The organism is Amycolatopsis orientalis DSM 43388, from assembly GCF_000411975.1.
GTDB lineage: Bacteria > Actinomycetota > Actinomycetes > Mycobacteriales > Pseudonocardiaceae > Amycolatopsis > Amycolatopsis orientalis_D.
This window is the reverse complement of sequence record NZ_ASXG01000182.1, coordinates 55,615-75,137: the sequence shown is the minus strand read 5'-3', so window position 1 is coordinate 75,137 and position 19,523 is coordinate 55,615. Positions and strand designations below refer to the sequence as shown.

Genomic DNA, 19,523 nt, shown 5'->3' with positions numbered 1-19,523 from the left:
CTAGGCGGCCGTTTCCAGCGCGAAGGCGACCGCCTCGGACCATGGTGTCCGGGCAGCGATCCGCTTGCGGTACTTCATGATGTCGCGCGGCCGGTCGATGGTGAACGCGCCGACGAGCCGATCGCCGCGCCGGTACAGCGCGGTGAAGCCGTGCTCGGCCGGGACCGCGACGACCACCTCGTCCGCGCGCGGTGTCCCGACGAACTGGATGCGGTGCGAGTACCAATCGGACCAGAAATACGGCACGGCGCTGAACACCCGCGCGCTCGCGGGGTCCAGCGCGTGCCGAGCCGCGGCCGCACCCTGCTCGGCCGCGTTCGTCCAGTGCTCCAGGCGCATCAGCTCGCCGTCGAACAGCGCGTTCGCCACGTGTGCGACGTCTCCGGCCGCGTAAACGCCGTGCGCGGCGGCGAGGGTGCCGTCGCAGATGATGCCGCCGTCGCGTTCATGCAGCAGGAGTCCGCTGTCGCGCAGCCAACCGGTGGCCGGGACCGCGCCGATTCCCGCCACGACCAGGTCGGCCGGGAGGGTCTCACCAGTGGACAGGTGGACGCCGGTCACCGCGCCGTCTTGCGTCGCAAAGCCAGTGACCCTGGTGCCGAGCCGGAGATCGGTGCCCGCCGCGCGATGCAGCTCCGCGCAGACCTCGCCGACTTCCGGACCGATCGCGCGCACCAATGGGGTGTCCAGGGTCTCCACAATGGATACTGGCAAGCCGCGTTTACGGGCCGCGGAAGCGACTTCCGAGCCGATGAAACCGGCACCGATCACGACTGTCCTAGCCCCACTGTCCAATGCGGACCGAATCGCGAGAGCGTCGTCCGCGGTGCGCAGCGAGTGGATGCCGGAGATCTCCGCGGTGTCGGTCAGGACACGCGCGGTGGCTCCGGTCGCGATGACTGCCGCGTCGTAGGGGACAACTGTGTCACCGGTGCGGATCTCCCGGGCAATCGGGTCGAGTCCGGTCGCCGGAGTGCCCAGCCGGAGTTCGACGCCGAGTTCCCGCAAGTCGTCCGCGCGGAGAAACGGTTCCACCGCAACCGGCCCGTCCGCCGCGAGGAAGGCCTTCGACAGCGGCGGCCGGTCGTAGGGCAACTGCTCCTCCTCGCCGATCAGCACGATCCGGCCGTCGTATCCGGTCCGCCGCGCCGATTCGACCGCTCGCAAGCCCGCCAGCGACGCGCCGACCACCGCGAGCGTCATGACACCAGCCTCAGCGCGAGCACCGGGCAGGCGTCGACCGCCGCGGCGAGGTCGGTCCGGTGCTCCTCGCCGGGGTTCTCGTCGAGCACGACGACCGTGCCCTCGTCGCCCACCTCGAAGAAGTCCGGAGCCATCGCTTCGCACATGCCCAGGCCGTCACATTTGTGTACATCCGCTTCGATCCGCATCACACACTCATCCTTCCCGGAGCAACGAAGTCGACCTTTTCCCTTACGCCGCAGTCGGGACAGCACCAACTGTCCGGAATGGACGACCACGGGGTGCCCGCCGGGAAGCCCTCCCGCGGGTCGCCGCGCTGCTCGTCGTAGACGTATCCGCAGCCGGGGCACATCCCGCCTTCACTGGCGTCACCGCGCACGTCCTCCGGCACGGAAACCGGCTTCGCCTCGGAAGAGCCATACCGGGCAAGGACTTTCTCCCGCTTCGACGGCTGGATGTTCGCCCGGCTCATGTCCCCGTCGAAGTGGTCGAGCACCCGCTGGTCCATCACGCGCCGCCACAACGGCGGGAACAGCGCGAGCACGATCATCCCGGCGTACCCGGTCGGCAGCACCGGAGATTCGGCGAAGTCGCGCAAGGTCTGGTAGCGACGCGTCGGGTTGGCGTGGTGATCGCTGTGCCGCTGCAGGTGATACAGCAGGACGTTCGTCGCGATGTTGTTGGAATTCCAGCTGTGGCTGGGATCCACGCGCTCGTACCGGCGGCGCTCCGGCGGCCCGACCTTCTGCCGCAGCATCCCGTAGTGCTCCATGTAGTTCACTACTTCCAGCAGCGAGAATCCGATCACCGCCTGGATCACCAGGTACGGCAGGATCCCGACGCCGAGCCAGGCCACCATCGCCACCCACAGCACCGCGGACATCAGCCACGCGTTGAGCACGTCGTTGCCGATCCGGAACGGGTGCTTGTTCCGGCGGGCGTAGCGCTTGCGCTCCAGCCCCCACGCGGACTTCAGCGAACCGAACACCGTGCGCGGCCAGAATCGGTAGAAGCTTTCCCCGACGCGGCTCGACGCCGGGTCTTCCGGAGTCGCGACGCGCACGTGGTGCCCGCGGTTGTGCTCGATGTAGAAGTGTCCGTAGAAGCTTTGCGCCAGCGCGATCTTCGACAGCCAGCGTTCGTGGCTTTCCTTCTTGTGGCCCAGTTCGTGCGCGGTGTTGATGCCGATCCCGCCGATGCAGCCGATCGAGATCGCGAGCCCGACCTTGTCCGCAACGGACAGGTCGCCGCGGGCGATCAGCCAGAACGCGAGGACGAACCCGACGTATTGGATCGGCAGGAACAGGTAGGTGATCCACCGGTAGTAGCGGTCCTGTTCGAGCCGTTCGATCACGTCGTCCGGCGGATTGCTGCGGTCGAGGCCGGCGACCAGGTCGATCGCCGGCACGATCAGCAGGATCACGATCGGCCCGATCCAGAACCAGACGCCCCAGCCGGTCGCTGCGTGCAGTCCGATCGCGAGGAACGCGAGCGACGGCACCACCAGTCCGATCAGCCACAGATACCGCTTCTTGTCGGTCCATCCTTCGGTCGACCCCAGCGGCACCGTGCCGGTCATCTCGCTCATCGCGCCCTCCTCCGTTGGCTGGCTTTACACGAAGGTAATACATGTACACCTCGATTGACAAGAGAGAACTAAATGTAAAGTTGTCTCGATCGAGTGAACCCGCGCGGCGGGGCCTCGGGCGGAGTCAGTCGGGTACGCGCGCGTGCCGCAGCACCTCGACCACCGGGTCCAGCCGGGTGTCGGCGGTGCGCCGGAGCAGGAATGTGGTCAGCGTGGCGACCAGGTCGTCGATCGGCAGGACCGCGCATTCGTTCGGGTCCAGTGCGAGCGCGGTCGCGGATTCGACCGGCGCGAGAGTGAAGCTTTTGGTGCTGCGCAAGAAGATCAGCAGCCCGCTGACGTCGGAGAACTGCGCTTCCGGGTCGACCAGCACGCCCTTGGCGGCGAGCTGCTCGGCGCGCCGGGAGCCGAGATCCCAGTGCCGCGGACCCTGCAGGTACTGGAAGCCGCGCAGGTCGGCGAGGGTGAGCGAGGTGCGTCCGGGGAATCGCGACGCGTCCACCACCGCACCCAGCGGCTCGCGGTAAAGGACGATCGTGGACAGCCGGTCGTGGGAAGTGCCCAGATGCGACACGGCGAGGTCGATCGAGCTGCTGAGCAGCGCCGATTCCATCTCAAGCGACGGCATCTGGCGCAGGGTGAACCGGTAGGAGCCGTCGAGGGCGCGGATCGATTCGCTGAGCTGGCGGCGGTGCGCGGGATTGAGTACGTCGGGGATGGCGAGGCGGACGTCGGCGCGCTGGTCGCGGGTGCGCATCCGGGCCGGGATGGCGTCGAAGCCGGAAACGACCGATTCGGCGAGCGGCAGCAGCGCTTCGCCCGCCTCGGACAGCCGGGTGTGGTGGGTGGAGCGGTCGAACAGCGGCTCGCCCAGCTCGCGTTCGAGGTCGCGAATGCGCTGGCTGAGCGGCGGCACGGACATGTTCAGCGACCGCGCGGCGCGGGTGAAGTTCAGCTCGCGCGCGACCGCGAGGAAGTACCGCAGGTGGTGAATCTCCACGAGGCGCAGCGTACCCACGGTGTTATCACCGTGGTCATACCGATCTGATGCACTCGGTCATTCCCTTCTGGTGAGCAAGCGCTTAGCGTCAGTGGCGAAGCCAAAGATCGTCAACGGGAGGGCCGCGAAGATGCCTGACGAAGCCACCGGACCGCTCGCTGGAGTGAAGGTGCTCGACCTGTCGTCCGCGGTGATGGGCCCGTACGCCACGCAGATCCTCGGCGACTTCGGCGCCGACGTGATCCGGGTCGAACCGCTGCGCGACGTCGCCCGGCACTCGCCGGCCAACACCGGCCGCACGCCCGGGATGGCCCCGCTGTACATGCAGGTCAACCAGAACAAACGCAGTATCGAACTCGACCTCAAGGACCCGGCCGGCCGCGAAGACCTCTTCGCCCTGCTCGCCGACGCCGACGTCCTCGTCACCAACATGCGCGCCGCCGCGCTCGACCGGCTCGGCCTCGGCTACGAGCAGCTGCGCGAGCGCTTCCCCCGCCTGGTCTACGCCCACGCGCAGGGCTTCGCGCCCGGCTCGTCGCGCGCCAACCGGCCCGCCTACGACGAGGTCATCCAGGCCACCTCCGGCCTGGTCAGCCTGCAGGACCGGGCGGGCGGCACGCTGCAGTTCGTCCCGACCTTCATCGCCGACAAGACCGCCGCGCTGTTCCTGCTGAACGGCGTGCTCGCCGCGCTCTTCGACCAGCAGCGCACCGGCAAGGGCCAGCAGGTCGAACTGGCGATGGCCGACGCGATGATCGCGGTCAACCTGGTCGAGCACCTGGCGGGCGACGTTTTCGTCCCGGCCGCCGGCGACGTCGGCAACCCGCTTTCGCTCAGCGACACGCACGCGGCCATGCGCACCGCCGACGGCGGCGCGATCGCCGCGGTGCCCTACACCAACGAGGCCGTGCGGACGCTGCTGATCGGCGCCGGCCTCGAAGACGCCGCGGCCGATCCGGCCTGGGACTCCCCGGTGATCGACCGGGAGATTTTCACCGCGGGGGTGGAGAAGGTGCTCGCCAACTCCACCAGCCGCACCACCGCGGAGTGGGAGGAGTACCTGACCGCCCACGACGTTCCGTACGCCGTCGTCGTCGACATCGCCGACCTGCCGACCGACCCGTACGTTCAGGAAGTAGGGCTGATCACCGAGCGGGAACACCCGACCGAGGGCACGATCCGCGTCGTGGAGAACCCGCTGCATTTCTCGCGGACCCCGGCCGGGTTCCGCAGGCACGCCGAACGCGCCGGAGCGAGCACCGCCGAAGTCGTCGGAGCCGTACGCACCACTGAAGGGGTTTGATCGATGGATCTCGAACTGTCTAAAGAGGACCTCGCGTTCCGCGACGGATTGCGGGAGGTGTTCCTCGGCGCGATTCCCGAGGAAATCCGCAAGCGCAGCGCGCTCGGCCTGATCACGCGCGACGACATCGTCACGAGCCAGCGGATCCTGAACGAGCACGGCCTCGCCGTGCCGCACTGGCCGGTCGAATGGGGCGGTCGCGATTGGACTCCGACCCAGTCCCACATCTACGCCTCCGAACTGCAGCGCAACGCGGTGCCGCAGCCGCTCGCCTTCAACGCGAGCATGGTCGGCCCGATCATCGCCGAGTTCGGCAGCGAGGAGCAGAAGAAGAAGTTCCTCCCGGCCACCGCGAATCTCGACATCTGGTGGTCGCAGGGCTTCTCCGAGCCGGAGGCCGGTTCGGACCTTGCCGGGCTGCGCACCACCGCGAAGCGCGACGGCGACCACTACGTCCTCAACGGACAGAAGACCTGGACCACGCTCGGCCAGTACGGCGACTGGATGTTCGTGCTCGCCCGGACCAACCCGGACGCGCCGCGCAAGCAACAGGGCCTGTCGTTCCTGCTGCTGGACCTGAACACGCCGGGCATCGAGCGCCGTCCGATCAAGCTGGTCGACGGGTCCGCCGAGGTCAACGAGTTCTTCTTCGACAACGTGGTGATCCCGGCGGAGAACCTGGTCGGCGAGGAGAACAAGGGCTGGACGTACGCGAAGTTCCTGCTCGGCAACGAGCGCAACGGCATCGCCCAGGTCGGCACCGGGCAGCGGATCTTCGCCGACCTCGCCGCCGCGGCCGCGGAGCTGCCCACTGAGGACGGCCGGCTCGCGGACGACGCGGAATTCCGCGCCGCCATGCACACCGCGAAGACCACGCTGCTCGCGCTGGAGGCGACCCAGATGCGGGTCACCGCCGCTTCGGAAAACGGCCAGCCGAGCCCGGTGTCGTCACTGCTCAAGATGGAGGGCACGCAGGCGCTGCAGGCGCTGACGAAGCTGCGCATGCGCGCGGCCGGTTCCGACGGCATGCTGCTGGACACCGAATCCCCGGTGCGGGCCGACGAGGCCGCGGTGGTCGCCGCGGCGCAGTACCTGAACCAGCGGAAGCTGTCGATTTTCGGCGGCTCCAACGAAATCCAGCGCGGCGTCATCGCGAAGACGATCCTCGGTCTGTAAGGGACGGCGACTCATGAACCTCGAATTCAACGAAGACCAGAAGCTGCTGTTCGAGACCGTCGACACGGCGGTCGGCCGCGGCTACCCGGCAGGCGGCCGCGCGGCCGCGACGAGCAGCGAACTCGGCTGGAACGACCAGGTCTGGAACACCCTCGGCGAGCTGGGTCTCGCCGGTCTCCCGATCTCCGCGGACCACGACGGCGCGGGCGCGGGCCCGGTCGAGGTCTACGCGACGCTGGAGGCGATGGGCAAGCACGCGGCGGCCGAACCGCTGCTCGACGGCGTGTTCCTGCCGGCGTGGATCATCGCCGAGCTGGGCACCGACGACCAGGTCAAGGAGTTGCTGCCGCTGCTGGCCAGCGGCGGCACCACGATCGCGGTCGCGCACTCCGAGCCGGGACGTCCGTGGGGCGTCGCGCCGTCGGTGTCGGCGAGCGGTTCCGCGCTGTCCGGCGTGAAGGCGCCGGTGCGCAACGCGGACCAGGCCGACAAGTTCCTGGTCACCGCGGTCGACGAGAACGGGCGCACCGGGGTGTACCTGGTCGAGGCGACCGCGGAAGGCATCGCTCGCGTCGACGGACGGGCCGCGGACTGGGGCCACACGTCACAGGTCGAATTCGCTGGTACGCCAGCGGTTCTGCTCGGCACCACGGACTCCGACGCACCGGCCGCGTTGCGCCGTGCGTTCTCGCGGGCCCGGGTCGCGGTGACCGGCGAAGCGATCGGTCTGATGGAGACCGGGCTCGCCATGACCGTGGAATACCTCAAGACCCGCAAGCAGTTCGGCGTTCCGCTGGCGGCGTTCCAGGCGCTCGTGCACCGCGCCGCTGACCTGTACGCGAAGGTCGAGCTGGCTCGTTCGCTGGCGCTGTGGGCCACCGCGACGGTCGAGGCCTACGACAACGGAGCCTCCACAGTGGACCTCGAGGCCGCGGCGGACGACGCGTTCGTGTTCGTGTGCGACGCCGCGACCGCGACCGCCGAGGAGATCGTCCAGCTGCACGGCGGGATCGGAATGACTTACGAATCGGAGGTCGCGCACCACGCGGCGCGCCTCATCGCCATTACGGAGAGTTACGGCGGAGTGAGCGCGGCCCGCCGCCGCGCGCTAGCGTCGGACGCGTTGCTGACGCCGCCGAGCGCGCTGCTCAACAACGCGGACGCGGTCACCGCCTGAGAAAGGAGCGCGCCATGCCGGTCGTCGCGATCGTCGGCGCTGGGGTCATCGGAGTGTCGTGGGCACGGCTGTTCGCCGAGGCGGGCTGGACGGTGCGGGTCACCGATCCTCGCCTGGACCTGCGGGAGATCGTCTCCCGCGACCTCGCCGGGCTGCCCGCCACGGCAGTCGCGGACCTCGCGGAAGCCGCTGCCGGGGCCGACTTCGTCCAGGAGTCGGGCCCGGAGCGGATCGAGCTGAAGCGGGAAATGTTCGCGACGCTCGCCGCCGCCACGCGCGACGACGTAGTACTGGCGTCCTCCTCGTCGTCGCTGTTGCCCTCGGTGATCGCCGAGGGCAACAGCGCGGCCTCGCGGATCGTGATCGGGCACCCGTTCAACCCGCCCGAGCTGATGCCGCTGGTCGAGGTGGTGCCCGGCGCTTCGACTTCCGAGGACACCGTGGCGAAGGCCGTCGAGGTCTACCGCGGGCTGGGCAAGAAGCCGATCACGCTGAAGAAGGAAGTTCCCGGATTCGTCGGGAACCGGCTGCAGAAGGTGTTCAACGACCAGGCGATGTACCTCGTGCAGCAGGGCGTCGTGTCCGCGGCGGACCTGGACGAGCTGGTCAAGGCGTCGCTCGGGCCGCGGTGGGCGACCATCGGGCCGTTCGAGAGCATGCACCTCGGCGGCGGCCCGGACGGGATCCGGCACCTGGTGAGCCACGTCGGCTCGCAGATGAAATTCGAGATCGGCCGCCCGGACCGCGAGCACCTCGACGCGGTGATCGACGAGGTCGAGCAGACCTACGGCGCCGCGGACACGTACGCCGCGCGGGTCGAGGCGCGAGACAGCCGCACCCGCGCGCTGCTGGACGCGCTGGAGAAGGAATGAGCCTCACCGAGCAACTCGAGGCCGCGCTCGCCAAGCCGGCCACCACCGACGAATACGACCTGCACCAGCCGCTCGCCGACCTGCTCGGCTCGGTCGGCCTCCAGGAGTCCGACGCCGGCGGCCGGATCGAGTTCACCGGAGCCGACCCGGTTCTGCCGGGCGCGCTGCGGCTGGCCGGTGCGACGTCCGTCGCGCTGGCGGCGAAATCCGTTGCGGTAGCGAAAATCTGGCAGTTGCGCGGCGGACGCGGGCAGGACATCTCGATGGACCTGCGGACCGCGCCGCACCGGCTGTGCCCGTTCTACGACAGGAAATGGGAACTGCTCGACGGCTACCCGCAAGGCGACCCGGCGCGCGTCGATCCCGCCTTCGGCACCGATCGCTTCTACTCCACCGCGGACGGCCGCTGGGTGCACCCGATCAGCCCGTATCCGAAGCTGCGCAACGACGCCGCTGCCCTCCTCGGGGTGCCCGAGCGGGATGCCTTGGTGCAGCAAGCGATCGCGCAGTGGAATTCCTTCGAGCTGGAGGACGCCGCCGAAGCCGCGGGCGTCATCATGCCGGTGGTGCGCACGACCGAAGAACTGATGGCGACCGAGCAGTACCAGTCGGTGCTGTCGACGATGCCGCCGGTGATTGTCGAGCGGATCGGCGACAGTGCGCCAGAACCGTTGCACCCCAACCCTTCCACTCCGCTCGAAGGCGTTCGCGCACTCGGCCGGGCGCACATCATCGCGGGTGCCGGCTGTGGCCGCGCGTTGGCCTTGCACGGTGCGGACGTGCTGAACGTGTGGGACCCGGGCGAATACGAACTGCCGGTGTTGTACGCGACGTCCAATGTGGGCGTTCGCTCCACCCGGCTCGATTTCCGTCGCGCCGCGGACCAGGAGCGGATGCACTGGCTGCTCGCCGGTGCGGACATCTTCTACGCCAACCGCCGCCCCGGATACCTTGCCCGCCACGGTCTCGACGCGGAGACCGCCGCCGAGATCCGGCCCGGAATCATCCACGCCGAGGTGACGCTCAACGGCAGCACCGGCCCGTGGTCCGGCCGCGTCGGTTTCGACCAGACGGCCGGCTGCCTTTCCGGCGTGATGCTGCTGGAAGGCGAGGGCGGAGTTCCTTCGCTGCCCGGGGTGCCGGTGGTGAACGACTACATCACGTCGTGGTTCCTGCAGCTGGGAATCCTGCGCGCCCTCATGCTCCGCGCCGAATGGGGCGGCTCGTATCGAGTGCAGGTTTCGCTGACGCGCGTCGCTTTGTGGTTGCTGAGCCTGGGAATCTTCGACAAGGGCTACGCCGCGGAGGTCGCCGGGGTCGCGCCCGGGCACGAGTACTTCGACCCCGAGACGTTCACCGCGGACACCCCGCTGGGCCGCTACCGCGGGGTCACCGAACAGATCCGGATGTCGGAAACTCCGGGCTATTACACGAATCCGCTGATCCCGAGGGGATCGCACCGTCCAGAGTGGAGGTGACATGTTCAGCGAACTTGTGGTGCTGGGCATTCGCACCGGGACGATTTACCGCGTCGGACTTCCCGACGGGCAGGTTACCCCGCTGTACAAAGACGCTGGTGTCTCGCCGGACGGCGTAGTGGTCGCCGACGGCACGGTTTATTGGACCACCATGGGCATGCCCTCGCGCGACCCGTCGGTGCCGGGCGAGGCTGGCCTCGACTACTCGGCACGCAACGGCGGCCTGCATGCCGTTTCCTTCGACGGTACCGGTGCGCGTGACGTGGTCCCGGATGGAACTCTGACGACCGGGAAACAGCTGGCGTACAACGGTTCCCTGTACTGGAGCGACCGCGAGGGCTGCCGGGTGACCCGGGTGCGTCCGGATGGCACTGGACTCACGGACCTGGTCGTGAACGAGCCGGACGACAGCGGGACGCAGGAATGCGTTGGCGTGACGGTGGACGCCACGCATCTCTATTGGACGCAGAAGGGTCCGGCGAAGGGCGGCCTCGGGCGGATTTTCCGTGCCGGGCTGGAGATTCCTTCGGGCGAGACCGCGCGCGATCGGTCCGACGTCGAGACCCTGTGGGAGCACCTGCCGGAACCGATCGATCTGGAAATCCGCGATGGGTACCTGTATTGGACCGACCGCGGTGCGGCGCCGAAGGGCAACACTCTGAACCGCGCGCCGATTCCCGGACCAGGGGAGAAGGGCGCGGAACCGGAGATCCTGGCGAGCGGCTTCACCGAGGCGATCGGGCTGGCGGTGGACGACGAGGTCGCGTATGTGTCCGACCTCGGCGGGCGGATCACCGCGGTGCCGTTGCCCGGCGGCGAACCGCGCGTGGTGGCGGACCTGGGAGAGTTGCTGTCCGGGATCGCGGGCGTCCAGGCCTCGTGAGCGCCGATGCCGGTTCTAACCGGCGTAAACACTCACGAGCAGTTACCCGACTGCGATCCCGTGCAGAATCATCTCCACCGTGTTCAGCAGCCGCTCCTGCAGGTCGAACGGCGCGGCCTCGCTCTCGATCCATGAGCTGAGCGTTCCGAAATACGAGGTGGCGAGCAGCAATCCCGCCTGCGCCGGGTCGATCTCGGCCCGGATCTCCCCGGCCTCCTGCGCCCGGGCGACGAACGCGCCGAACTGACGCGCCAGCTCCGGATTGCCGAACACATTCGTGGAGTGGATCGCCGCGCCCATGCAGGCGACGGTTTCCGCCCGGGAGTCGAGGCTGGTGCGCGCCAGTTCGATCAGGTACCGGCTGAGCACCTCGCGCAGCGGCCGGTCTTCCAGGTTCTCGGCGCGCACCGCGGTCATCGCGCGTTCCCGCCGGCGCAGGCTCCACTCGTCCAGGAACGCCGTCTTGCGCTGGAAGTGGTTGAACACGGTGGCGCGCGCGGTGTCGGCGCGTTCGGCGATGTCCTCCATCGTGGTGTTGTCGTACCCGCGTTCCACGAACAGCTCCACGGCCGCCTGGAACAGCCGGTCCCGGCGTTCATGTCGCTGCCTGGTCCGCCGGTCGGTCGTCGCTTCTGCCGTCATGCATCGCAGTCAACCATCATTTCCTCCCGGTGCCCGCTGAATGGCACCCCCTTGACGCGGCTTCCGCCGCGGCCTAGCTTTGTTGGACGCTAGTCCAAGGTTAGACTCCAGTTCAAGGAGGCGGCGATGCGTCTGGTCACCTATGAATCGGCCGGTGCGCCCCGGCTCGGGGTGCTGCACGGCGACGCGGTGGTGGACCCGGCGCGGGTCTTGCGGGCAGTGCGACCAGGGGAAAGCGAAATCCCGACCGAGATGGTCGCGTTCTTCGAGGGCGGGGCTGAGGCGCGCGCCAGTGCCGAGCAGGCCCTTCTGCTCGCCGACGCCGCGGCCGAAAAAGGCGACGTGTTGCTCGCTGAGGGGCAGCCCGCGGTGCTGCCGCAGGAGGAAGTCCGGCTGCTCGCGCCCGTGCCGAGGCCGCGCCGGATTCGCGACTATCTGACCTATACCCAGCACGCGACCGGCTCGGGACTCGCCGTTCCGCCTGCCTTCAAGGCAATGCCGATCTGCTACCAGGCCAACGTCGAGTCGGTGATCGGACCGGACGAGCCGTTGCTGTGGCCGTCCTACACCGCGCAACTCGACTTCGAACTCGAACTCGGCTTCTTCACTTCTGGCGGCGGCAAGAACCTGACCCCGGCCGAGGCGGCCGGACGCATCGCCGGCGTCACGATCTTCAACGACGTCAGCGCCCGCGACATCCAGATGTTCGAGATGAGCCTGTCCATCGGGCCGTCGAAGGGAAAGAGCTTCTGCACCGCGATGGGGCCGTGCGTGCTCACCATGGACGAGGTCGACGAATGGGCCGTGCAGCTGACGGCCTCGGTCAACGGCGAAGGGTGGGCCTCCGGGTCCACAAAGGACCGTCAGTTCTCGTTCGCTGAGGTGCTCGCGTGGGCGTCGCTGGACGAAGACGTTTATCCCGGCGAGTTCTTCGGGCTCGGCACCGTCGGCGGCGGGTGCGGGCTGGAGCTGGACCGCTGGATCCAGCCGGGCGACGTGGTGGAACTGGCCGCGTCCGGAGTCGGGGTACTGCGGAATCCGGTGGGGCAGCGGCAGGTCGCGCCGGAAGGTGCGGGATTGGCTTCGTATCAGGGTGCGCCCGAGGTGCACGTCCCCAGGAGGTAAGTGTGCGCAAAGACATTCCCTACACCAAAGGACAGCATCGGCTCACCGAACACTGCTCGGCCTGGCTGGTGCCAGACGGCACCTGGGGCTGGAGCAACGCCGGACTGATCGCCGGGGCCGGAGAATCCCTTCTGGTCGACACGCTCTTCGACGTGCCGATGACCCGGGAAATGCTCGACGGGCTCCAGGGCACCACAGTAGACAGTCCAATCAAGACGGTCGTGAACACGCACGCCAACGGAGACCACTGGTTCGGCAACGAACTGGTCGCGGACGCGTCCATCATCGCGTCCGAGGCCACGGCGGAAGAGATGCGCACCAACGGCCCCGACCTCATGCGCGGCCTGGTGCGGCAGGACGGCCCGGTCGGCCGCTTCGCGCGGCACATCCTCCGCCCGTTCGACTTCGACTCCATCACCGCGACCCCGGCCACCCGCACCTTCGCCGGCCAGCTGAAGCTCGACATCGGCGGTGTCGCGGTGGAAATCCGCTGCCTCGGCCCCGCGCACACCGAAGGCGACAGCGTCGTGCTGGTTCCCGACGAGGGCGTGCTGTACGCCGGGGACCTGCTGTTCATCGGCGGCACCCCGATCACCTGGGCCGGGCCGGTGTCGAACTGGATCGCCGCCTGCGAAGCGATGCTCGCGATGGAGGCCGAGTTCGTCGTCCCCGGCCACGGCCCGGTCACCGACGCCGACGGCATCCGCTCGGTCCTCGATTACCTGCAGTGGGTGCGCGCCGAGGCCGCCGACCGCCACCGCCGGGGTATGACGTCGGAGGAGGCGATGCGGGACATCTCGCTGGGCCGGTTCGCGGACCTCGACGAACGCGGCCGCCTCGCGCAGAACGTGCTCGCGGTGTACTACGAACTCGACCCGGAGATGGAGCGCGTGGACACCCGCGAGGTGTTCCGCCGGATCGCGGAATTGGAGGGGTTCGCGTGAGCCGCTAGCCCGTCACGGTCAGGATGCCGAGCGCCAGCAACACCAGCACCTTCACGGCTTCCGCGGCGAGATAAGCGAAATGCGCCCGCGAGCGCGGCAGCTCCGTGCCTTCCGGGGCGGCGAGGACGCGGTCCGTCCGCCGGTTCAACGCCGGGCGGATCGCCCCCAGCTGCCCGATCAGCACCACCACCGCCACTGCCGCCAGCACCGTCACCGCGGTGCTCGGCCGCCCGGCCACGACCGTGGCCACCACTCCGATCGCGAGCAGCACCTCGGCGATGTTCAAGGCCCGGAACACGATCCGGCCGATGCCGAGACCGATCGGAATGGTGACTCCCGGCGCGCGGAACTTCAATGGGGCCTCCAGGAACGAGATGGCGAGCACCATCCCGAACCAGACGAACGTGAAGGCGCCGATCAGGGCAATCGCATGCACAGCGCGGAAAACCTCGATTCCGGTATTCGATCCGCCGCTGCCAGGCTACTCCCGCTGCCAGGTCACCGGCAGCCGCACCGGACCGTAGATCGACGCGTCGTGCGGCAGGTCCCCCTCGGCGAACGGCACCGCGAGCCGCAGGTCCGGGAATCGCGCGAACAGCCGGAACAGCGCGATCCGCATCTCGACCCTGGCCAGCTGCTGCCCGAGGCATTGGTGCACGCCGTGGCCGAAGCCGAGCTGCCCGGTCGCCTTGCGCGTGACGTCCAGCACGTCCGGGTCCGGGAACTTCTCCGGGTCCCGGTTGGCCACCGGCAGCGACATGACGATCGGATCGCCCGCCTTGATCGTCACCCCGCCGAGTTCGACGTCCTCCAGCGCGGTGCGGATCGGTCCGATGTGGATCACGCTGAGGTAGCGCATCAGTTCCTCGACCGTGCCCGCGGTGAGGTCCGGATCGGCTTTGAACTTCGCCAGCTGCTCCGGGTTCTCCAGCAGCGCCAGCGTGCCGAGCGCGATCATGTTGCGGGTCGTCTCGAATCCGGCGACCAGCAGCATCATGCCGATGTTGGCGAGTTCCTCGTCGGTCAGCTCGCCGCCGCGGACCAGATCGGACAGCAGATCGTCGCCCGGGTTCGCTCGCTTCTCCTCGATCTGCCCGGCGATGAACGCGACGACGCCTTGGGTCGCGTCGATCCGCTCGGCGATCGGGACGTCCTTGGAGAACATGGTGGTGGTGTAGCCGGCGAACTCGGCGCGGCGGTCGTAGGGAGCGCCGAGCAGTTCGCAGATCACCAGTGCCGGCACCGGCCGCGCAAACGCTTCCACCAGGTCGACCGGACCGCCCGCGGCGGCCATCGCATCGAGGTGGTGCTCGACGATCTCGGCGACGCGGTCCTCCAGCAGGCGCATCCGGTGCACGGTGAACGCCCCGGTCAGCAGCTTGCGGTAGCGGTGGTGATCCGGGTCGTCCATCCCGCTGAACACCCCCGGATCGGCCGGTTTCGGCGGCGGCAGCGGGCCGAGGTCGAGCGGGAGCTTGGCCAGTTCGGCTCGCGCGGACATCCGCTGGTCGGCAAGGGCTGCCCTCGCCTCCTGGTATCCGGTGACGAGCCAGCCCTGGGTGCCGTCCGGATAGGTCAACGGCACAACCGGAGCCGAGGTGCGCTGGGCCGGTGCCGGATCGAACGGGCACGCGCCCCGTTTGATCGGGAGTCCTGTGTGACGGGTCATCGTCGCTCCTTCCCCTCTGGATAGTTCAGAAGGTACACAGTTTTCACAAACTTGTGAATACAGTGTCGAAGCTAAAGCGGCGGCGGTAGAGATTCACTGACCTAGCAGTGCTAGACAGCCGAGCACTGACATTGCTAGCGTTGCCTCGTTATCTAGCGTCGCTAGACTGGCTCCAGTGAGAGGAAACCCGAAATGGCCACCCTGCAGAGTCTCGACCCGGCTACGCCGATGTTCGCTCAGTTCCAGGAAAAGACCGGACCGATCGTCCTCGCCAACACCTTCTTCGTCCCGAAGGAGCGGACCGAAGAGTTCCTGGCGCTCTTTCGCAAGCAGGCCGAGTTCATGAAGGCTCAGCCCGGCTTCGTTTCGCTGCGGCTGCACCGGGGAACGGCGGGCAGCCAGCTTCTGCTGAACGTCGCGGCCTGGGAGACGACGGCGGCGCTCGCCGCGGCATTGGGCAACCCGGAGTTTCAGCGCGTGGCGGCCGAGTTTCCCGACGACATCGTGTCGTATCCGCACATCTTCGAGCAGATCGAACTCTGAGCCTTAGCCCGCTTCCGCGGCGTCGAGGGCGGGGACGAGCGGTTCGAGCGACCGTCGCAGCAGATCCGGCAGTGAGCCGGAAACCACGACCAGGCCGTTGTTTCCGGCCGGTTGCGTCCATTGCTCCAGCGCGACCCGCACCGCTGCCGCGATCGAGGCGGCCAGCACGCGCGCGGTCCGCTGGTCGCCGACCCGGGGTGCGAGCGCTTCCTGCAGCGGGTCGGCGAGCGCGGCCGGAGCGTCGAGGAATGCCGTGCGCAGCCCGGGATTCGTCGTGATCAGCAGCAATGCGTCGCGGCTCTGCTCGCCGGGGTCGGTGTATTGCTCGATGACCGCGTCGATGACCGCCTCGGCCAGCCGGGTGTCCGGCGAGCGCTCGGCGACCGCGGTGGCGATCCGGTTCTCGCGGTCCGCGGTGACCGCGGCGACGATCGCCTCTTCGCGGCTGGAGAAGTAGTTGTTGTAGGTCCGCGGGGAGACCCCGGCCGCCTCGGCGATGTCGTCGACGCGCACGTTCGCCGGCCCGTGTTCGATCGCCAGCCGCAGGGCTGCTTCGCGCAGTGCGACGCGGGTGGCCTGCTTCTTCCGTTCGCGCAATCCGGTCACGCATGCAGTCTTCCAGTGTTCGTGCGCATGCGCAAACTTGCGTGCGCGCAAGTTTCGTGCGTAAGGTGGGCGGCGTCCCCGAGCGAAAGGAAACCGCCATGCGCGGCAAGGGAATGGCGTACGACACCGGCTTCGTCCGCAATGGACGGTCGTCGCGGGAGAGCTTCGAACCGGAGGTGGTGAAGCGCGAGCTCGCGATCATCCGCGACGATCTGCACTGCACCGCGGTGCAGGTCGTCGGCGGCGATCCGGATCGGTTGGAGCAGGCCGCGCAGTGGGCGGCTGACCTGGGACTGGAGGTCTGGTTCTCGCCGTATCCGCTGGAGCGGACCCACGAGGAGATGCTCGCCCTGTTCGCCGACTGCGCCACCCGAGCGGAACGGCTGCGCGCCGCCGGGGCGAACGTCGTGTTCGTGACCGGCGTCGAGTTGAGCGTGATGAACCCCGGCTTCTTGCCCGGCAAGGACACCGCGGAACGAGTCAGTCTGCTGTTCGCCGAGCCCGAGCGGCGCGCCGAGCGACTGGCCGAGGTCGTCAAACGGATCGACACGTTCCTCGACGCCGCCGTCCATACCGTGCGGGAACGGTTCCACGGCCCGGTCACCTACGCGTGCATCCAGTTCGAGCAGGTGGACTGGAGCCGGTTCGACTTCGTCACGGTGGAGCTGATCCGCTCCGCCGAGATCGCCGACATCTTTCAAGAGGGCGTGCGGACCCTGGTGGCGCAAGGAAAACCGGTGGCGATCACCGGCTTCGGCACGGCGACCTGGCGCGGAGCCGGCGACGTCGCGACGCGCAGCATGGAAATCGTCGAGTACGACAAGGAAACCGGCGAGCCGCTCCGCCTCGACGGCGACTACGAGCGGGACGAAGCCGGCCAGGCCGCGTATCTGCGCGAGCTGCTGGAGATCTTCGAGGCGGAGGGGGTGGACAGTGCGTTCGTCTTCCTGTTCGCGCTCGGCAACTACCCGCACCGGACCGGCCGCGACGATCTCGACCTCGCCAGCTTCGGCCTGGTGAAGGTGCTGGAAGACCGCTCGGGCACGGCGTACCCGGGGCTGAACTGGGAACCGAAGGAGGCGTTCGCCGCGGTCGCCGAGCATTACGCGAAACCTTGACTCGGCGGGGTCCGGACAGGTGAGATCCGGACATGTCGACGAAGACGAGCGCACTGGGCAACCGGGTCATGGCCAAGGCGGCGGTGCGGATCATGCCGCTGCTGATGCTGCTGTACTTCGTCAACTACCTGGACCGGGTCAACATCGGGTTCGCCGGTCCGAACGGGATGAACAAGGAACTCGGCCTCACCGCGACGGCGTTCGGCCTCGCCTCCGGGATCTTCTTCATCGGCTACCTCATTCTCGAGGTGCCGAGCAATCTCGCACTGCACCGCTTCGGCGCGCGCCGCTGGATCGCGCGGATCATGATCACCTGGGGCGCGGTGGCCGTCGCGATGGCGTTCGTGCCGAACGCCGCGACGCTGGTGGTGCTGCGGTTCGTGCTCGGCGTCGCCGAAGCGGGATTCTTCCCGGGCATCATTCTGTATCTGACGTACTGGTTCCCGGCGGCGCAGCGGGCGAAGGCGGTCGCGCTGTTCATGTGCGCGGTGCCGGTGTCGAGCGCGATCGGCTCGACCGTCTCCAGTCTGCTGATCAGCGGCGGGCACGGCGTGTTCGGCCTGTCCGGCTGGCGGTTCATGTTCCTCGTCGAAGGCATTCCGGCGATCCTGCTCGCGGTCGTCACGTGGTTCTGCCTGAGCGACCGGCCGGAAACCGCGAAGTGGCTCTCCGCTGAGGAGCGCGACTGGCTCACCAGCGAACTCGACGCCGAACGCCGCGCCACCGAGGCGGAACACCACTGGCCGCTGCGGAAAGCGCTCACGCACCCGCGGATCCTCGGCCTGGCGTTCGTGTACTTCGCGGTCGTCTACGGCCTGTACGCGCTGGGCTTCTTCCTGCCGACGATCATCGCCGGGTTCGGCGAGGAGTTCGGCACCAAACTCAGCGTGCTGCAGGCGGGGTTGGTGAACGCGATCCCGTACGTCGTGGGCGCGCTGGTGATGGTCCCGTGGGCGCGCCACGGCGACCGGACCGGGGAACGCACGTGGCATGTCGCGCTGCCGATGCTCGTCGGCGGCGCGGCGATCCCGGTCGCGCTGTACCTCGGAAACCCATACGCCACCATGACCGCGGTGACCATCTGCGCGGTGGGCGTGTGTGCGGCGCTGCCGACGTTCTGGGCACTGCCGTCGAATTTCCTGTCCGGCGCGGCTGCCGCCGGCGGGATCGCGTTGATCAACGCGCTGGGCAACCTGAGCGGGTTCGTCGCGCCGTATGTGACGGGCTGGCTGCGCGACCTGACCGGTACCCAGCGGACCGGGCTGTGGGTGGTCGGCGCGTGCATGGTGGCCGGAGCCATGCTGGCAGTGGCGTTGGGAGCGAAGCCGCGCGCGTCCCGCCGGTGACCAGGCGGCGCGGCCGGCTTGCTAACTCAACGCCTCGTCCTCGAAGGACCGTTCGACGTCGTAGGGTGCTGAACGCGACGAGGTCGGTGGCGTTGACCGGACCGGGAATGCTGCCGTCCGCGCGCCCGGTCGCGAGGAAGGACTCGAGCCGTCGGTAAATCGACCTTCGCGCGGCGACGGCTTCCGGGGTGACGAGCGGAGACGCGCCGTGCAGCTGGCCTCCGTACTGTCCATAGAGGACTATGTCGCGGAATTGGTCGGTCAGGGAATGCCGCGCAGCTTCGCCGAGCCCGCCGTCTGGCCAGGAAAGCCGGTTGACACAGACTGGCAAAGTGGATTCCCGTGAGCGATGACGCGAACCATCTTCTCCGCGCCGCCAGTCTGGCCACCCCCATGGCGTTGCGAGTCGCGGTAACGCTGGGCCTGCCCGACCGGCTGCGCACCCCCGGCACTGTCGACGACGTCGCCGCCGAACTGAACCTCTCGCCGACCGCACTCGACGTCCTGCTCGGCCACCTCGGCACGCTCGGCGTGGTCGAACGCATCGACGACGGCTACCTCACCACCGCGTACGGCGCGAATCTCTGCCAGGACAACGAAAACGGCGTGGCCAACCTCCTGCACCTGGACCGCGCCGCCGGGCGCGCCGAGCTCGCTTTCGTCGAGCTGGCGCACAGCATCCGGACCGGCGAGGCGGCTTACTCGCGCCGCTACGGCAAGGATTTCTGGACCGATCTCTCCGCACAACCGCACTTGCGGCACTCCTTCGACCAGCAGATGACGAACCGGTTCCGCGCCGAAATCCCGCAGGTCGTCGCCGGCATCGACTAGGCTTCGTGCACCTCGGTAG

Annotated in this window: 20 protein-coding genes; 12 read left to right on the top strand and 8 right to left on the bottom strand. The window is 68.5% G+C overall.

The features are described from left to right. The 4 genes from L942_RS37635 to L942_RS37620 all read right to left on the bottom strand — a co-directional run bounded on the left by L942_RS37635 (position 1) and on the right by L942_RS37620 (position 3,791). The gene (locus tag L942_RS37635) at positions 1-1,203 is read right to left on the bottom strand and encodes an NAD(P)/FAD-dependent oxidoreductase (protein WP_037369431.1); all 1,203 of its coding nucleotides are present in this window, start codon (positions 1,201-1,203) and stop codon (positions 1-3) included. Further along, entirely contained in the window at positions 1,200-1,391 is a 192-nt protein-coding gene (locus tag L942_RS37630; RefSeq protein WP_037369428.1) for a ferredoxin, read from the bottom strand. Before L942_RS37630 ends, L942_RS37635 begins: the two co-directional genes overlap by 4 nt. After that, positions 1,391-2,791 (bottom strand): fatty acid desaturase, encoded by a 1,401-nt coding sequence (locus tag L942_RS37625; protein WP_037369426.1) that lies wholly within the window; start codon positions 2,789-2,791, stop codon positions 1,391-1,393. The genes L942_RS37630 and L942_RS37625 overlap by 1 nt, the downstream gene beginning before the upstream one ends. Positions 2,792-2,915: 124 nt before the next feature. Then, positions 2,916-3,791 carry a LysR family transcriptional regulator gene (locus L942_RS37620; protein WP_037369684.1) on the bottom strand — a complete coding sequence of 292 codons (876 nt, stop codon included), beginning with the start codon at positions 3,789-3,791 and terminating at the stop codon, positions 2,916-2,918. A gap of 130 nt (positions 3,792-3,921) precedes the next feature. Here L942_RS37620 and L942_RS37615 point away from each other — a divergent pair, with 130 nt between their 5' ends. From L942_RS37615 to L942_RS37590, 6 genes are read left to right on the top strand one after another with little or no spacing between them, the layout of a single operon-like run. Further along, complete coding sequence (locus L942_RS37615) at positions 3,922-5,094, top strand: CaiB/BaiF CoA transferase family protein (RefSeq protein ID WP_037369423.1); 1,173 nt, start codon at positions 3,922-3,924, stop codon at positions 5,092-5,094. Positions 5,095-5,097: 3 nt separating this feature from the next. Continuing rightward, the gene (locus tag L942_RS37610) at positions 5,098-6,270 is read left to right on the top strand and encodes an acyl-CoA dehydrogenase family protein (RefSeq protein ID WP_037369420.1); all 1,173 of its coding nucleotides are present in this window, start codon (positions 5,098-5,100) and stop codon (positions 6,268-6,270) included. A 13-nt stretch (positions 6,271-6,283) separates the two neighbouring features. Then, a complete protein-coding gene (locus tag L942_RS37605; protein ID WP_037369417.1) occupies positions 6,284-7,447 on the top strand; it encodes an acyl-CoA dehydrogenase family protein in 1,164 nt (387 codons plus the stop codon). A 14-nt stretch (positions 7,448-7,461) separates the two neighbouring features. Continuing rightward, complete coding sequence (locus tag L942_RS37600; protein ID WP_037369416.1) at positions 7,462-8,319, top strand: 3-hydroxyacyl-CoA dehydrogenase NAD-binding domain-containing protein; 858 nt, start codon at positions 7,462-7,464, stop codon at positions 8,317-8,319. Further along, complete coding sequence (locus L942_RS37595; RefSeq protein WP_037369413.1) at positions 8,316-9,797, top strand: CoA transferase; 1,482 nt, start codon at positions 8,316-8,318, stop codon at positions 9,795-9,797. The genes L942_RS37600 and L942_RS37595 overlap by 4 nt, the downstream gene beginning before the upstream one ends. Position 9,798: 1 nt before the next feature. Next, positions 9,799-10,680: a hypothetical protein gene (locus tag L942_RS37590; RefSeq protein WP_037369411.1), complete on the top strand. Its 882-nt coding sequence runs from the start codon at positions 9,799-9,801 to the stop codon at positions 10,678-10,680. Between the two features lie 42 nt (positions 10,681-10,722). Here the strand turns inward: L942_RS37590 and L942_RS37585 are convergent, their stop codons facing one another. Further along, a complete protein-coding gene (locus L942_RS37585; protein WP_051166520.1) occupies positions 10,723-11,322 on the bottom strand; it encodes a TetR/AcrR family transcriptional regulator in 600 nt (199 codons plus the stop codon). Between the two features lie 126 nt (positions 11,323-11,448). Between L942_RS37585 and L942_RS37580 the strand changes: the two genes are divergently transcribed. Both L942_RS37580 and L942_RS37575 read left to right on the top strand, forming a co-directional pair. Beyond that, positions 11,449-12,447 (top strand): fumarylacetoacetate hydrolase family protein, encoded by a 999-nt coding sequence (locus L942_RS37580; protein WP_037369407.1) that lies wholly within the window; start codon positions 11,449-11,451, stop codon positions 12,445-12,447. Positions 12,448-12,449: 2 nt separating this feature from the next. Next, complete coding sequence (locus L942_RS37575; protein ID WP_037369405.1) at positions 12,450-13,391, top strand: MBL fold metallo-hydrolase; 942 nt, start codon at positions 12,450-12,452, stop codon at positions 13,389-13,391. Positions 13,392-13,395: 4 nt separating this feature from the next. Here L942_RS37575 and L942_RS37570 read toward each other — a convergent pair whose 3' ends face one another. Next, positions 13,396-13,779: a hypothetical protein gene (locus L942_RS37570; RefSeq protein WP_051166530.1), complete on the bottom strand. Its 384-nt coding sequence runs from the start codon at positions 13,777-13,779 to the stop codon at positions 13,396-13,398. A 93-nt stretch (positions 13,780-13,872) separates the two neighbouring features. After that, positions 13,873-15,060, bottom strand: coding sequence for a cytochrome P450 (locus L942_RS37565; protein ID WP_037369401.1), 1,188 nt, complete (start codon positions 15,058-15,060; stop codon positions 13,873-13,875). Positions 15,061-15,252: 192 nt separating this feature from the next. Here L942_RS37565 and L942_RS37560 point away from each other — a divergent pair, with 192 nt between their 5' ends. After that, positions 15,253-15,603 carry an antibiotic biosynthesis monooxygenase family protein gene (locus L942_RS37560; protein WP_037369400.1) on the top strand — a complete coding sequence of 117 codons (351 nt, stop codon included), beginning with the start codon at positions 15,253-15,255 and terminating at the stop codon, positions 15,601-15,603. Positions 15,604-15,606: 3 nt separating this feature from the next. Here the strand turns inward: L942_RS37560 and L942_RS37555 are convergent, their stop codons facing one another. After that, positions 15,607-16,209, bottom strand: a complete 603-nt coding sequence (locus tag L942_RS37555; protein ID WP_037369398.1) for a TetR/AcrR family transcriptional regulator — start codon at positions 16,207-16,209, stop codon at positions 15,607-15,609. Positions 16,210-16,307: 98 nt separating this feature from the next. Here L942_RS37555 and L942_RS37550 point away from each other — a divergent pair, with 98 nt between their 5' ends. The 3 genes from L942_RS37550 to L942_RS46085 all read left to right on the top strand — a co-directional run bounded on the left by L942_RS37550 (position 16,308) and on the right by L942_RS46085 (position 19,504). Further along, positions 16,308-17,327: a hypothetical protein gene (locus L942_RS37550; RefSeq protein ID WP_037369395.1), complete on the top strand. Its 1,020-nt coding sequence runs from the start codon at positions 16,308-16,310 to the stop codon at positions 17,325-17,327. A 32-nt stretch (positions 17,328-17,359) separates the two neighbouring features. Next, on the top strand, positions 17,360-18,673 hold the full coding sequence (locus tag L942_RS37545) for an MFS transporter (protein ID WP_037369393.1): 1,314 nt from the start codon (positions 17,360-17,362) through the stop codon (positions 18,671-18,673). Positions 18,674-19,015: 342 nt separating this feature from the next. After that, the gene (locus tag L942_RS46085) at positions 19,016-19,504 is read left to right on the top strand and encodes a methyltransferase family protein (RefSeq protein ID WP_326929386.1); all 489 of its coding nucleotides are present in this window, start codon (positions 19,016-19,018) and stop codon (positions 19,502-19,504) included. Positions 19,505-19,523 lie beyond the last annotated feature (19 nt).

Coding starts and splice junctions, on each gene's coding strand:
- L942_RS37585 (WP_051166520.1), bottom strand. CDS start 11,322: ATGACGGCAGAAGCGACGACCGACCGGCGGACCAGGCAGCGACATGAA.
- L942_RS37595 (WP_037369413.1), top strand. CDS start 8,316: ATGAGCCTCACCGAGCAACTCGAGGCCGCGCTCGCCAAGCCGGCCACC.
- L942_RS37580 (WP_037369407.1), top strand. CDS start 11,449: ATGCGTCTGGTCACCTATGAATCGGCCGGTGCGCCCCGGCTCGGGGTG.
- L942_RS37625 (WP_037369426.1), bottom strand. CDS start 2,791: ATGAGCGAGATGACCGGCACGGTGCCGCTGGGGTCGACCGAAGGATGG.
- L942_RS37560 (WP_037369400.1), top strand. CDS start 15,253: ATGGCCACCCTGCAGAGTCTCGACCCGGCTACGCCGATGTTCGCTCAG.
- L942_RS37635 (WP_037369431.1), bottom strand. CDS start 1,203: ATGACGCTCGCGGTGGTCGGCGCGTCGCTGGCGGGCTTGCGAGCGGTC.
- L942_RS37600 (WP_037369416.1), top strand. CDS start 7,462: ATGCCGGTCGTCGCGATCGTCGGCGCTGGGGTCATCGGAGTGTCGTGG.
- L942_RS37550 (WP_037369395.1), top strand. CDS start 16,308: ATGCGCGGCAAGGGAATGGCGTACGACACCGGCTTCGTCCGCAATGGA.
- L942_RS37570 (WP_051166530.1), bottom strand. CDS start 13,779: ATGGTGCTCGCCATCTCGTTCCTGGAGGCCCCATTGAAGTTCCGCGCG.
- L942_RS37565 (WP_037369401.1), bottom strand. CDS start 15,060: ATGACCCGTCACACAGGACTCCCGATCAAACGGGGCGCGTGCCCGTTC.
- L942_RS37630 (WP_037369428.1), bottom strand. CDS start 1,391: ATGCGGATCGAAGCGGATGTACACAAATGTGACGGCCTGGGCATGTGC.
- L942_RS37610 (WP_037369420.1), top strand. CDS start 5,098: ATGGATCTCGAACTGTCTAAAGAGGACCTCGCGTTCCGCGACGGATTG.
- L942_RS37615 (WP_037369423.1), top strand. CDS start 3,922: ATGCCTGACGAAGCCACCGGACCGCTCGCTGGAGTGAAGGTGCTCGAC.
- L942_RS37545 (WP_037369393.1), top strand. CDS start 17,360: ATGTCGACGAAGACGAGCGCACTGGGCAACCGGGTCATGGCCAAGGCG.
- L942_RS37590 (WP_037369411.1), top strand. CDS start 9,799: ATGTTCAGCGAACTTGTGGTGCTGGGCATTCGCACCGGGACGATTTAC.
- L942_RS37605 (WP_037369417.1), top strand. CDS start 6,284: ATGAACCTCGAATTCAACGAAGACCAGAAGCTGCTGTTCGAGACCGTC.